Genomic DNA, 12,631 nt, shown 5'->3' with positions numbered 1-12,631 from the left:
GATGAGCAGCGCGCGTGCGGTCCGGGATGACGTGCCCGAGGAGCTGGGCCGTCAGGTCATCCTGACGGAGGCGGAGGGGCTCGCGGCGCTGGCTGCCTCCCTCGATGCCTCCTTTGGCCAAGCCCTTTCGCTGCTGGCCGAGGTTTCCGGCCGCGTCATCGTTTCCGGCATGGGCAAGTCCGGCCATGTCGGGCGCAAGATCGCCGCCACCTTCGCCTCCACCGGCACGCCCTCGCATTTCGTCCACCCGGGCGAGGCGAGCCATGGCGACCTCGGCATGATCGTGCGCGGCGACGCGGTGCTGGCGCTTTCCAACTCCGGCAACACGGCCGAGCTGTCGGCCCTGGTCGCGCATACGCGCCGCTTCGCCATCCCGCTGATCGCCATCACCTCCGGCGCGGGATCCGCCCTGGCGCGCGCCGCCGACGTGGCGCTGCTGCTGCCGCCGGTGAAGGAGGCCTGCCCGATGGGCCTCGCTCCCACCACCTCCACCACCATGCAGCTGGCGCTGGGCGATGCGCTGGCCGTGGCGCTGCTGCACCGGCGCGGCTTCACCGCGGCGGATTTCGGCGTCTTCCATCCGGGTGGGCGGCTGGGCGCCCAGCTTTCCCACGTGCATGAGCTGATGCACCCCGCATCGGAGCTGCCGCTGGTCGCGCCGGAGACACGAATGGACCAGGCGCTCATCACCATGACGGGCGGCCGCTTCGGCTGCGTCGGCGTGGTGCGGGACGGGCGCCTCGCCGGCGTCATCACCGACGGCGATCTGCGCCGCACGCTGGAGGCGCGCTCGGGCGCCTTGCTGTCGCTGGAGGCAGGCGAGGTCATGTCTGGCTCGCCCCGCACCGTGCGGCCGGACGCGCTGGCCGCCGAGGCGCTGCGCCTGATGAACGACAACAAGGTGACCGCGCTCTTCGTCGTGGACGCGGCGGGCGCGCCGGTCGGCATCCTCCACGTCCATGACCTCCTGCGCGCCGGCGTCGCCTGAGCCGAGGGACCCCACGAGATGACCACTGTATCCATCCGCGACCTTCGCGTCGGCAACGATCAGCCCCTCGTCTTCCTCAGCGGCCCCTGCCAGATCGAAAGCCGCGCCCACGCGCTGGAGATGGCGGACGCGCTTGCCGCGATGGCGCGCGAGGCGGGGGTGGGGATGGTCTACAAATCCTCCTTCGACAAGGCGAACCGCACCAGCGTGAGCGCGGCGCGCGGCATCGGGCTTGAGGACGGCCTCGCCATCCTCGCCGAGGTGCGGGAGCGCACCGGACTGCCGACGCTGACCGACGTGCACACCGCCGAGCAATGCGCCCCGGCCGCGGAGGCGGTGGACGTGCTGCAGATCCCAGCCTTCCTGTCGCGCCAGACCGACCTGCTGCTGGCGGCCGGGGAGACGGGGGCGGCAATCAACGTGAAAAAGGGCCAGTTCCTGGCGCCGTGGGACATGGCGAATGTCGCGGCCAAGATCGCCAGCACCGGCAATGAGCGCATCATGCTGTGCGAGCGCGGCGCATCCTTTGGCTACAACACGCTGGTCAGCGACATGCGCGCCCTGCCCATCATGGCCCGCACCGGCTACCCGGTGGTGTTCGACGCCACGCATTCCGTGCAGCAGCCCGGCGGCCAGGGCAGCAGCAGCGGCGGCCAGCGCGAATTCGCCCCTGTCCTGGCCCGCGCCGCCGTGGCGGTGGGGGTGGCGGCGGTGTTCATCGAGTGCCACCCCGATCCGGACAAGGCGCCGAGCGACGGGCCCAACATGATCCCGCTGCGCGAGATGCCTGCGCTCATCGCCCGCCTCAAGGCGTTCGACGCGCTGGCGAAGTCGTGAGCCGCGCCCTCGTCCTCATCCCGGCGCGGATGCGCGCGACGCGCCTGCCGGACAAGCCGCTGGCCGAGATCGCCGGCCTGCCCATGATCGTGCAGGTCATGCGCCGGGCCGAGGAAGCCGATATCGGCGAGGTGGTGGTGGCCACCGACGCGGAGGAGATCGCGGCGGCGGTGCGCGCGCATGGCGGTCGCGCGGTGATGACGCGCGCCGACCACCCCTCGGGCAGCGACCGCATCCACGAGGCGATCGAGGCGCTGGATCCGGAGGGACGGCAGGATGTGGTGGTGAACGTGCAGGGCGACCTGCCCACCATCGCGCCCGGGGCTATCCGCGCCGTGCTGGCGGTGATGGAGGAGAAGGCGGTCGCGCTCGGCACGCTGGTCGCGCCCATCGAGCGCGAGGAGGACCGTGAGGCCAGCCAGGTGGTGAAGATGGTCGGCAGCGAATGGAAGCCCGGCCGCTTCCGCTGCCTCTACTTCACCCGCGCCACCGCGCCCTGGGGCGAGGGGCAGCTCTGGCACCATATCGGCCTCTATGCATGGCGGCGCGACGCGCTGCGCCGCTTCGTCAGTCTGCCGCCCAGCCCGCTCGAGCTGCGCGAGAAGCTGGAGCAGCTGCGCGCGCTGGAAGCCGGGATGCGCGTGGACGCGCAGGCGGTGGAGGATGTGCCGCTCGGCGTGGACACGCCCGCCGACCTCGAGCGGGCGCGGGCGATGATGGCTCAGCGCGGCAGCGCGGCCGCCTCGTCGTAGAGGGCGAGCAGCGCCTCGATCCCCGGGCCTTCGAGTTCCGGCGCCGGGGTGCGCGCCTCGGGCGGCAGGGCCGCCATCTCGATGATGCGGTCGGCGAGGTCCATCGCGTCGCCGGCGCGGAAGGTCATGCTGCCGGGCAGCTCCTCCAGCTTCTCCGCAATGCCTCCAATGCCGGAACCGATCAGTGGCCGCCCCGCCCGTGCCGCCTCGCGGATGATGAGGGGCGAGTTCTCCCACCAGATGGACGGCACGATCACCGCGTCCACGCCGCGCATCAGCTCCGTCACCTCCGCGTTGCGGTAGGGACCGCGATGGATGAAGTGGCGCGGCGGCGAGGCTAGGACCTTCGCCACGTGCTCGCGGAAGGAGGTGGGCTGGTTCTCGGCGGAGCCGTGAAGTTCGATCACCGCGTCGGCGCCGCGCTCCTCCAGCAGCTCGGCGGCACGCACCAGCACGTCGATGCCCTTGAGCTTCGACATCTGGCCGAAGAACCCGGCGCGGAATGGCCCGCCCCGGCGCGGCAGCTCGGGGCCCGGGTCGTGTGGCGGCAGGTGGTTCTCCAGCACGCGGAACCGCTCGCGCGGCAGGCCCCAGGCAACGTGGCGTTCCATGAGGAAGTGCGAGGGAGCGATAAAGAGATCCACCTCGGCCAGGAAGCGCTTCAGCCACAGCTCCCGCAGGAAGAAGGCGCGCGGCTCGTGCTCCGGGTAGCAGCGATGGCAGCGCTGCGGGCTGGCATGGGTGCAGAGCACGAGGTCTGGCCGCGTCACCATCTGGCCGAAATGGTTGCAGATCAGCAGGAACTCATGGAGCGTCAGCACCAGCCGCGCCCCCGGCACGTGGCGCCGCACCGCCTGGAACAGCTCCACCCCTAGGCCGAGATAGTGGTGGACGTGCACCACGTCGGGCCGCAGCTCCTCCAGCAGCTCGCCGAATTCGCGCGCCAGCGCGGGCGAGGAGTTGGCGTGGCGGAAATGGTCGTAGCCCGGCGCCTCGGCGAGGAACTCGTCCTCGCCCCAGGGGCGCTGGATCACCACCCCGGTGCGCCGCGCGTGCCAGCCTGCATTACCCGACAGGAAGAAGGCTCGAACCCCCGGCGTTTCCTTCAGCCGGCGGAACTGCTCATAGGCCGCGATCTCAGCGCCCCCGCGCGTCAGGCGCGGATGGGTGTGGCTGACCACGAGCACGCGCCGCTCGCGCGGAGCGGGCGCGCTCACGACGCGAGTTTTGCGCCCCATCGCCGGTCGTGTCGCCATGCGTTGAACAGCGTCGCGTGGAAGCGCCATCCCGCGCCCTCCTCTTGAGATTGGCGCTCGAGGTGAAACAGGCGCGGCGCCGGGTCCACGGCGCAGCCCAGCCCGCGTTCGCGCAGGCGCAGGCACAGATCGGCATCCTCGAAATCGCCGATCACGAAGCCTTCGTCGAAGCCGCCCAGCACGTCCCAATCCTCGCGGCGCAGCACGAGGCAGGCGCCGGTGAGGGCCGGCGCGGCGATCAGCCCCGCCCCCTCCGGCGCGGGATGCGCCTTGCGTTCATGGATGGGGAAGGGCCAGGGCGGCAGGCCGCGCACCGCCTCGAAGCGCATCCCCTGGTGCTGCACCGTCCCGTCCTCGAACAGCAGCAGCGGCGCGACGGCGCCCAGGGTCGGGTCGGCATCGAGCCGCGCGGAAAGCGCGGCGAGAAAGCCCATCCCCTCGCCAAGCTGTGGAAAGACATCCGAGTTGAGCATGCAGAGATGCCGCCCGCGGGCCCGGCGCGCGCCCTCGTTGCAGGCGGGGGCGAAGCCCCAATTCTCCTCCAGAAGGACAAGGCGGAAAGGCAGGCCGAAACGCGCATGGGCCGAAAGGGCCAGTGCCTCCGTCTCCGCGCGGCGGCGCGGGTCGTCCAGCACATAGATCAGCTCTGCCTCCGGGTCGGGGGCGGCGGAGAACAGCGCCAGCTGGAACTCCATGAAATCCACCCGCCCATGCAGCGGCACGACGACGCTGACGCGCGGCGCCTCGGGCAGGGTGCCGTAGGTGATCTCCGTCGCATCGCGCGGCCGCTGGAGGCGGGCCTCGTTCAGCGCCTCCACCGCCGGGCCGATCGTCCCCGACATCACGGCGGCGAGGCGCGAGGGCGCGGCACGCGGCGTGGCCAGGACCTGCCGGATGACCGCAAGCCCCGCCCCCTCCACCGGTGCCAGGGCGCGCTGCCCGACCTCGCCATCGCGAAGTTCCACCTCGATCCAGCATGTCTCGTCCGGGGCCGGGCAAAGCGGAACGAAGGCAGAGAAGCCCCAATCGTCATGGTCCAGGGCGAAGGCCACCCCCGCCGCCTCGCGCACGTCAGGACGGGGAATGACGGCGGCGGCAGAGAGGTCCACCGGATGCGACTCCGCCTCCGTGCAGACGCGCAGCGCGGCCAGCTGCTTCCCCGGGTCTAGCAGCCACCCCGTCAGCAGCATTCCCTTGCCCCCCAGCCGAAGGGCCCGGTCTACGGCGAGGTGCACGGCGGAGGCCGCGAGGCGCGGCAACGTGTCCGTGCCCGAGAAGCTGCGGCGCGGCAGCAGGGGCTCCGCCGCCGTCCGCGCATCGGCCGGGGCCTCCCGCAAGGCGCGGCGGGCGCGTTCCAGGCCTTCCTCGGGCGGAAGGGCACGGCAGGAGGGGGCGAAGGGAATGAGCCGCTCCGGCGCCACCTCCAGCGCACGGATCTGCTGCGCCGGCATCGGCGGCAATTGCAGCAGGGCCGCGAAGCGGTCGCCGCCGCGCAGCGGCAGGCCCTGCACCGGAAGGGCGATGCGGCCCAGATTGCCGTGCAGCGCGCCCTCGAACCGCCCCGCCGGAATCCCGGCGGCGTCGCGGCCGAAGAGAATCAGGGTGCGGCTGGCCTCGAGGAAGGCCTGGGCCTCGACCAGGGATGCGGATGCGTTCACGCGCGGCGCTGCCTCGCTCAACCGGAACTCAGCCGCACCGTCTCGAGCGGAGCGAGGCCCAGCGCCGCCTCGCGCGGCTCCGGCGGACCTTCGGTGGCAGGTTCATCCAGGCGGCGCCAGCTTCCCTGACGCAGCACCTCGGCCGGGCGGAAGGCCGATTTGTAGGCCATCTTCCGGCTCTCCGGCACCCAATAGCCGAGATAGACATAGGGAAGGCCAAGGCGGCGCGCCTCCTCCACCAACCACATCACGGCATAGGTCCCGAGGGAGCGGCGCTCCTCCTCCGGCGCGAAGAAGGAATAGACGGCCGAAAGCCCATCCGTGAGCCAGTCGGTGAGGCAGGCGCCGAGCAGCCGCGCGTCGCGGTCGCGGAACTCGACGAGGCCGGTGGTGATGGGCGTGTCCTCCACCATGGCGCGGTAGTCGTAGAACCCCATCGCGGCCATGTCGCCGCCGCCGTGGCGCGATTGCTGGTAGTGTTGGAACAGCGCGAATTGCTCGGCCGAGGCGCGGGCGGGCACGGCGCGGGCCAGGAGGTCGGAATTGCGGCGCGCGATCCGGCGCTGGGTCCGGTTCGGTTCGAACTCCGCCGCCACGACGCGGATCGGGACGCAGGCCCGGCAGCCGGGGCAGACCGGCGAATAGGCAATGTTGTGCGAGCGGCGGAACCCGGCGCGCGACAGGCGGTCGTGCAGCGCCTCGCTGTCCGTGCCGGTCAGCTCGGTCACGATCTTCCGCTCCGTCCGCCCGGGCAAATAGGGGCAGGGCAGGGGCGTCGTGGTGTAGAAGAATTGCGGGCGGCGCGGGCGTTGATTCACAACCCCAATATCACCCCGCCGGGCCCCCGCTTCAATCGCCCGGACGCAGACCTGCGCTTTCCACAATCCCGCGGAACTTATCCAGCTCTTCTGCCCAGAAGCGCGAAAAGGCCTCGCGGCCGCGGAAGGTGATGGGTGTGGCGAGGCGCGCGAAGCCCTCCACCACCGCGGGGGCCGCCATGGCGCGCTGGCACGCCGTCTCGGCGCGAGCCAGGAAGGCATCGGGCGTGCCGGCGGGGGCGAAGAGCCCAGACCAGATGGAATAGACCAGGGGCAGCCCTTCCTCCCGCATGGTCGGCGCGTCCGGGAATTCGGGGGAGCGGGCGGGGGCCATGACAGCGAGGGCGCGCAGCCCATTGGCTCGGATCGTGCCCGGCTGGTCGGCGAAGAGCGTCACGTCGCCGCGAAGCAGCGCCATCACCGCCTCCGCATTGCCGCGGAAGGGGATGTGCGTCATGCCGATTCCGGCGCGCCGGGCGATGTCGGCCGTGGCGATGTGGGGGATGGAACCCGGCCCGGTCGAGGCGTAGTTGAACCCGGCCCCTGCCTCCCGCGCGCGGGCCAGCGCTTCCCGCAGCGTGGCAGGGCCATTGGGCGCGGCCATCACCACCACCGGCGTGTCGGCGACCTGACAGATGCCGACGAGGTCCGTGGGGCGGTAGGGCAGGTCGCGCCGGAAATGCGGCTGCACGGCCATGGCGCCCACGGGCGAAAGCAGCAGGGTCTGCCCATCCGGCCGGGCGCGGGCCACCTCCGCCGCGCCGATGGTGCCTGCTGCGCCGACGGAGTTCTTCACCACCACCGGGACGCCGAGATGCTGCGACAGCTCGGGCGCCATCAGCCGCGCCATCAGGTCGGACGGCCCGCCGGCGACGAAATTCACCACAAGGGTGATGGGCGCCTGAGCCCGCGCCGGCACGGCGAGGGCGGCCAGCGTCAAGACGAGCGTCAGCAAGCGCATTCCATTTCCTCCCTGGTTTGGGGAGGCTAGGGCGATGCTGCGCGGAAAGGCGAGGAAAACCGGCGGATCAGGCCCAGTTCGGCTTCCGCTTCTCGCGGAAGGCGGCGATGCCCTCGCGCGCCTCGGGACCATTGGCCGTGCGGCCGAAGGCGGCGGCGCCGGCCTCTGCATAGCCTTCCGGCGAGACGGGGCCGAGGGCCCGCAGCAGGGCCTTGGTCTCCGCTAGGGCGATGGGGGCGCCCTGCGTCACCTCGCGCAGGGAGGTGGCGACCAGCGAGTCCAGCCCGGCACGGTCCGGCGCGATCTCATGCACCAGCCCCATGCGGAAGGCGGCAGGGGCGTCGATCACCGAGCCCTCCAGCACCAGCCGCGCCGCTTGCGGCCGCCCCATCCGGCGGACCAGCCAGGGCAGGATCTGGGCCGGGACCAAGCCGCGCCGGGCCTCGGGCGCGGCGAAACGAGCATCGGCAGCGGCGAATGCGATGTCGGCCGCGCAGACGAAGCCGAGCCCGCCCGCATGCGCCGCGCCCTCCACTGCCGCGATCACCACCTGTGGCAACTCCGACAAGGCCAGGTAGCGCGTTCCGATGGCGCGGTTGCGCGCCTGCTGCGCTTCCGGCGAGGCCGCGACCTCCGTGAGGTCGAGCCCGGCGCAGAAATGACCGCCCGCGCCGCGCAGCACCACCGCGCGGGCGGTGCTGTCGCCGCGAAGCTCCTCGATCAGCGCGTCGAGCGCCTCGCCCATCCCGCCGCCAATGGCGTTGCGGCGGGCGGGGCGGTTCAGGGTGACATGGACGACCGGACCCTCTCGCGAGATAAGGACCGGCGGCTCCTCCGTCACCTCAGCGCTTCCACCAGCCGCCCCGGCGGGGCGAAGTGGCCAGCTCCTCCACGGATTTTGGCTGGATGGCCGGGCCGATCGTCACCTCGGCCTTTGCCGGCTCCGCGGCCTCGGCGGCAGGGACGGGCGAGGGCGCAGGCTGCGGTTCCGGCGCGGCGGCCTTGGCCGGGGTCTCGCTGGCCTTCGGTTCCTCCGGCGCGGGCGAGGCTGCGTTCTCCGGCATCACCACCGGTTCCGGCTGGCGTGGGGTCAGGGCCTCGGCAGCAGCGGCCTCGGCGGCCTCCATCGCAGCGATCAGGTGGTCCTCATGCCCGGCGAAGGGATCGGCGGGGGTGGGGCCGGAATAGGAGCGATGCACGACCTCCATGGCCTGCACGGCTTCGGCCTGTGCCTCGGGCGGTGCACCGTCCTCGCGCCGGCGGCGTCCGCCCCGGCGTCCACGGCGGCGGCGCGACCGCTCTTCTTCGGTTTCCGTTGTGGTCGGTTCCTCGGCCACGTCCTGCCCTTCCGGTTGCTCGGGCTGAACGTCCCCTGCCTCGGCCGGTTGCTCCTCGGAGGCCTGGCCTTCCCGCTCGTTGGAAGGCTGGGCCTCGCCGCCCTCGCGGCGGCCCCGGCGGCGGCGGCGGCGGCGGCGGGAGCGCTCCTCGGAATCGCCCGCCTCGGACGTCTCGCGCTCGCCTGCTTCCTCCGCCTCATCTTCGCCTTCCTCGGCATCGGCGGCATAGTCCATGCGGATCGCGGCAGGACGTTCCTCCTCACGCGGTGGCGCGGCCGGAGCGCGGGAGCGCTCGATGCGCGTCTCGGCGCCGTGCAGCGTGTCGTCGCATTCGAAGATGACGGAAACGCCCCAGCGCGCCTCGATGTCGTTCAGTCGTTCACGCTTCTTGTTCAGAAGGTAAAGGGCGACGGCGCTGCGGACATGCACCGTGACCTCGGCGGCGCGGCGGCGGGCGCATTCCTCCTCCACCGCGCGCAGCACGGCGACCGCGCTGCTTTCCAGCCCACGCACCGTGCCCCGGCCGAGGCAATGCGGGCAGGTGATGAAGGCCGTCTCGTTCAGTGAGGGGCGCAGGCGCTGGCGGGACATCTCCAGCAGGCCGAAATGGCTGATGCGACCGACCTGGATGCGCGCGCGGTCGTGGCGCAGCGCCTCCTTCATCCGCTTCTCCACCATCGCGTTGTGGCGGTTGCTGTCCATGTCGATGAAGTCGACGACGATCAGCCCCGCGAGGTCGCGCAGGCGAAGCTGGCGGGCGATCTCCTCCGCCGCTTCCAGATTGGTCTTGAGGGCCGTGTCCTCGATGTTGCGCTCGCGCGTCGCGCGGCCCGAGTTCACGTCAATGGCGACCAGCGCCTCGGTCTGGTTGATGACGATGTAGCCGCCAGAGCGCAGCTGCACCGTCGGCTCGTGCATCGCATCCAGCTGAGTCTCGACCGAGTAGCGGGCGAAGAGCGGCACCGTGCCGTCGCGGTAGGGTTGGATCTTGCGCAGGTGCTCCGGCATGAGCATCCGCATGAACTCGCGCGCCTGGATGTAGGCCTCGTCGCCTTCCACCAGGATCTCGTCCATGTCGCGGGCATAGCCGTCGCGGATGGCGCGCTTGATGAGGTCCGCTTCCTCGTAGATCAGCGCCGGCGCCGTGGAGGCGAGGGTGCGGGTGCGGATGTTGTCCCAGAGCTGCAGCAGGTACTCGCAGTCGCGCCGGATCTCCGCCTTGGGGCGCTGGGCGCCCGCCGTGCGGACGATCAGGGACATGCCCCGTGGCATCTCCAGCTCCTCGATCACCTCGCGCAGGCGGCGCCGGTCGGTGGAGGAGGTGATCTTGCGCGACACTCCGCCGCCGCGCGGCGAGTTCGGCATCAGCACGGAGAAGCGGCCGGCCAGAGAGATGTAAGTGGTGAGCGCGGCGCCCTTGTTGCCACGCTCCTCCTTCACGACTTGGACGAGGAGGATCTGCCGACGGCGGATCACTTCCTGGATCTTGTAGTTACGCAGGAAGCGCGGCGCCTCGCGGCGGCGGGGGCGGGACTCCTCGTCGGAACCCTCGCTGCTCTCCCCGTTCTCGCCGTTCGTTTCCTCGCCGATCGTCTCGGGGGGCGGGGAGTCCTCGGAGGGGAGGAGCTCGACGCGGCCATTCTCGTCGGATTCGGCATCGCCCGCTTCCACATCGCCCACGGCGCGGCTCGCGGCCTCGGCGTCCAGCTCGGCGGAAAGCGCTTCGGTGTCGGGGGCCGCTTCCTCGGCGGGGAAGGCGGCGTCGGGGCCGGGCAGGGCGGGCGTGTCGTCTTCCGCGGCCGGCGCGGCGTCGTTCCCCGTCACGGCCTCGGCCGCTGCGCGGCGGGCGGCGCGGGCCTCGGCGGCGGCGGCCTCACGCTGGGAGCGGCGCTCCTCCTCGCGGGCCTCGGCCTCGGCCTCCTCGCGGGCCTCGGCCTCCTGCATTTCGATCAGCCGCTGCCGATCGGCGACGGGGATCTGGTAATAGTCGGGGTGGATCTCGCCGAAGGCGAGGAAGCCGTGGCGGTTGCCGCCATACTCGACGAAGGCAGCCTGGAGGGAAGGCTCCACCCGGACCACGCGGGCCAGGTAGATGTTGCCCTTCAGCGGGAGGCGGTTCGCGGCCTCGAGGTCGAATTCATCGACGCGGGAATTGTCCATCACGACAACCCGGGTCTCCTCCGGGTGTGCCGCGTCGATCAGCATGCGCTTGGTCATGGAAGGGGAACTCCACGCCGCGGCGGGGCGGAAGGCGCATCGGCCGGCGGCGGAAAGGGAAGGAGAGGGAGTCCGGGCGGGGGCCGATCGGCGGCGATGTCTGAGACACGCAGCGACTTTCCTCGTTCCGGGGGCGCGGCCGCCGCGTGTCCCTGCAATCGCAGGCGGCGGGGCGGCGCGCCCAATGGCGAACCCCCGCGAATGCGCGCCCTCCTAGGGGCGGGCGACCTGCGGCAAGCCGGAACCGGGACGAGCCAGGGGAGCGGCACTGCACCGCGGGCACGGGGGCAAGGCGGGCCAGCGGTGCGCCGCGTCCAGGCGGCTTCCACGCGCGAGGCTCCATGCCTTGCCGCAGCACCGGTCGCTGGGGCGCTTTACCATAGCACCAGCGCCCGGGAGGGCAAGGCGCGCCCGTTCAGTCCTTCCCCAGCCGGTGAAGGATGCCCACGAGGCGCTCCGCGGCAGGGTCGAGCGTCTCGGCCCAATCCTCTGGGAGGTTGATCGCCTGGTTCCGCCCGCGCCCCGCCTGGGAACGCCGCGCGGCGCGGACCAAGCCCTCCGCGAGTCCCTCCACCGTGGCCTCCGTCGCCACGATATTGGGGGAGAGCGCTTCCAGCACGCCCACCGTCTTGCCGGCAAAGGCATTGGTGACCGCGATTCCGCCCGTCGCCGCCATCTCCAGCGCCGGGTAGCCGGTGTGGGGCGAGAGCATGGGCGCCAGCAGCACGTCCGCCTCCCGCAACTGGTCGCCATAGGCCAGGTAGCCGCGCCAGGGCGTCGGGACCAGCGAATGCCCACCGGACAGCGGCAGGGTCGGCACCCCGCCCCGTCCGCCGATGGCCAGTATCTCCCAGCCCGCCAGGGCCGGATCGGCCGAGGCGCGACGGAGCGCCTCCAGCCCCAGCCCGAACAGGTTCCGGTGATTGCTGGGCCGTGCGTAGAAGAGGAGCCGTCGCGGCCGGTTCCCCTCCGGAGCCTCGGGCGGGTGGAAGACGCGCCGCTCGATGGCTGGCTCGAAGGTGGTGACGCGCTCGCGGAAGCCCGGCTCGGCGAAGCGGCCGACGCGGTGCTCGAAGAAATACTCAGCCAGCAGCCCCTCATTCACCACCGGCCAGAAATCCATCGTGTAGGTCTCGAGGGCGAGGGCGTGATTGCTGGACCACGGATAGAACCCCGCCTCGAATTCCTGGAGCATGTAGAGGAATTGCCGGGACCGCATCTGCGGCAGCACCGGCTTCAGTTGCTGCGCCGTCGTCCAATGCGTGGCCATGAAGATCTCGTCCGGACCCACGGCGAGGGGAGAAGCTGGGTCGGTTGCCGGGGCAAGCGCGATCGGCGGCACTTCCCCACCCACCAGTGCCTCCGCATGCGCGCGCAGCCATTCCTCGCTGACGCCCCGCCCCCCGGGGATGGTCGTGACGAAGCGCACGGGAATGCCTCGGCGCGCAATTCGGACGGCCAGGTTTAGGATCGTGTTCGGCCCCCCGGTCATCCCCTGCTCGCTGAGGGTGGGGTTCAGCACGTTCAGCCGCTTCCCGGTCAGCGACGGGTCCACGCGCACATGCAGGGGGACCGGGTTCATGATGTCCACCAGGCGCTCCTCGAACAGCGCCGGGTGGGTGTACTGCATCAGGTTCGAGGCGAAGGCCTGTGGATCTCGCCGCAGCAGGCGCGCCTGCCCGCGCAGCTTCCGGCTCAACGCATCCAGCTTGGTCGCCATTCCCTGAAGCATTCATTCACCCCTTGGTTCGAGGCGATGCAACGCGTCGCAAACCCTCCCGTTTCGTCATTCCTGGCATCCATCCGT

The 12,631-nt window shown here is 71.6% G+C and carries 10 protein-coding genes; 3 read left to right on the top strand and 7 right to left on the bottom strand.

Annotated features, from left to right (window positions below):
• The first annotated feature begins 1 nt into the window (after nucleotide 1).
• From JTJ31_RS17840 to JTJ31_RS17830, 3 genes are read left to right on the top strand one after another with little or no spacing between them, the layout of a single operon-like run.
• Nucleotides 2–988: a KpsF/GutQ family sugar-phosphate isomerase gene (locus tag JTJ31_RS17840; RefSeq protein WP_207540085.1), complete on the top strand. Its 987-nt coding sequence runs from the start codon at nucleotides 2–4 to the stop codon at nucleotides 986–988.
• Between the two features lie 18 nt (nucleotides 989–1,006).
• Nucleotides 1,007–1,825 carry a 3-deoxy-8-phosphooctulonate synthase gene (gene kdsA, locus JTJ31_RS17835; RefSeq protein ID WP_207540084.1) on the top strand — a complete coding sequence of 273 codons (819 nt, stop codon included), beginning with the start codon at nucleotides 1,007–1,009 and terminating at the stop codon, nucleotides 1,823–1,825.
• Nucleotides 1,822–2,577 carry a 3-deoxy-manno-octulosonate cytidylyltransferase gene (locus JTJ31_RS17830; protein ID WP_328805769.1) on the top strand — a complete coding sequence of 252 codons (756 nt, stop codon included), beginning with the start codon at nucleotides 1,822–1,824 and terminating at the stop codon, nucleotides 2,575–2,577. The genes kdsA and JTJ31_RS17830 overlap by 4 nt, the downstream gene beginning before the upstream one ends.
• On the opposite strand, the gene JTJ31_RS17825 is transcribed toward JTJ31_RS17830, so the two are convergent.
• The 7 genes from JTJ31_RS17825 to JTJ31_RS17795 all read right to left on the bottom strand — a co-directional run bounded on the left by JTJ31_RS17825 (nucleotide 2,547) and on the right by JTJ31_RS17795 (nucleotide 12,544).
• Nucleotides 2,547–3,794 (bottom strand): glycosyltransferase, encoded by a 1,248-nt coding sequence (locus tag JTJ31_RS17825; protein ID WP_207540083.1) that lies wholly within the window; start codon nucleotides 3,792–3,794, stop codon nucleotides 2,547–2,549. The two genes, JTJ31_RS17830 and JTJ31_RS17825, sit on opposite strands and share 31 nt — an antisense overlap.
• Nucleotides 3,791–5,491: a glycosyltransferase gene (locus tag JTJ31_RS25225; protein WP_207540082.1), complete on the bottom strand. Its 1,701-nt coding sequence runs from the start codon at nucleotides 5,489–5,491 to the stop codon at nucleotides 3,791–3,793. Before JTJ31_RS25225 ends, JTJ31_RS17825 begins: the two co-directional genes overlap by 4 nt.
• 17 nt (nucleotides 5,492–5,508) lie before the next feature.
• A complete protein-coding gene (locus JTJ31_RS17815; RefSeq protein WP_408015432.1) occupies nucleotides 5,509–6,318 on the bottom strand; it encodes an arginyltransferase in 810 nt (269 codons plus the stop codon).
• Nucleotides 6,319–6,340: 22 nt separating this feature from the next.
• Nucleotides 6,341–7,270, bottom strand: coding sequence for a Bug family tripartite tricarboxylate transporter substrate binding protein (locus JTJ31_RS17810; protein WP_207540080.1), 930 nt, complete (start codon nucleotides 7,268–7,270; stop codon nucleotides 6,341–6,343).
• A 67-nt stretch (nucleotides 7,271–7,337) separates the two neighbouring features.
• Nucleotides 7,338–8,111: an enoyl-CoA hydratase/isomerase family protein gene (locus JTJ31_RS17805; protein WP_207540079.1), complete on the bottom strand. Its 774-nt coding sequence runs from the start codon at nucleotides 8,109–8,111 to the stop codon at nucleotides 7,338–7,340.
• Between the two features lies 1 nt (nucleotide 8,112).
• A complete protein-coding gene (locus JTJ31_RS17800; RefSeq protein WP_207540078.1) occupies nucleotides 8,113–10,824 on the bottom strand; it encodes an Rne/Rng family ribonuclease in 2,712 nt (903 codons plus the stop codon).
• 415 nt (nucleotides 10,825–11,239) lie between these two features.
• Nucleotides 11,240–12,544, bottom strand: coding sequence for a rhamnosyltransferase WsaF family glycosyltransferase (locus tag JTJ31_RS17795; RefSeq protein ID WP_236020391.1), 1,305 nt, complete (start codon nucleotides 12,542–12,544; stop codon nucleotides 11,240–11,242).
• Nucleotides 12,545–12,631: the final 87 nt, after the last annotated feature.

Origin of the sequence: Sabulicella rubraurantiaca, assembly GCF_017355885.1 — a bacterium.
Classification (GTDB): Bacteria; Pseudomonadota; Alphaproteobacteria; order Acetobacterales; family Acetobacteraceae; genus Roseococcus; species Roseococcus rubraurantiacus.
This window is presented reverse-complemented; position numbering and strand designations above follow the sequence as displayed.

What these genes read in the sequence shown, in the direction of transcription:
- JTJ31_RS17840 (WP_207540085.1), top strand. Translation starts at nt 2, where the DNA reads ATGAGCAGCGCGCGTGCGGTCCGGGATGACGTGCCCGAGGAGCTGGGC.
- kdsA (WP_207540084.1), top strand. Translation starts at nt 1,007, where the DNA reads ATGACCACTGTATCCATCCGCGACCTTCGCGTCGGCAACGATCAGCCC.
- JTJ31_RS17810 (WP_207540080.1), bottom strand. Translation starts at nt 7,270, where the DNA reads ATGCGCTTGCTGACGCTCGTCTTGACGCTGGCCGCCCTCGCCGTGCCG.
- JTJ31_RS17800 (WP_207540078.1), bottom strand. Translation starts at nt 10,824, where the DNA reads ATGACCAAGCGCATGCTGATCGACGCGGCACACCCGGAGGAGACCCGG.
- JTJ31_RS17795 (WP_236020391.1), bottom strand. Translation starts at nt 12,544, where the DNA reads ATGGCGACCAAGCTGGATGCGTTGAGCCGGAAGCTGCGCGGGCAGGCG.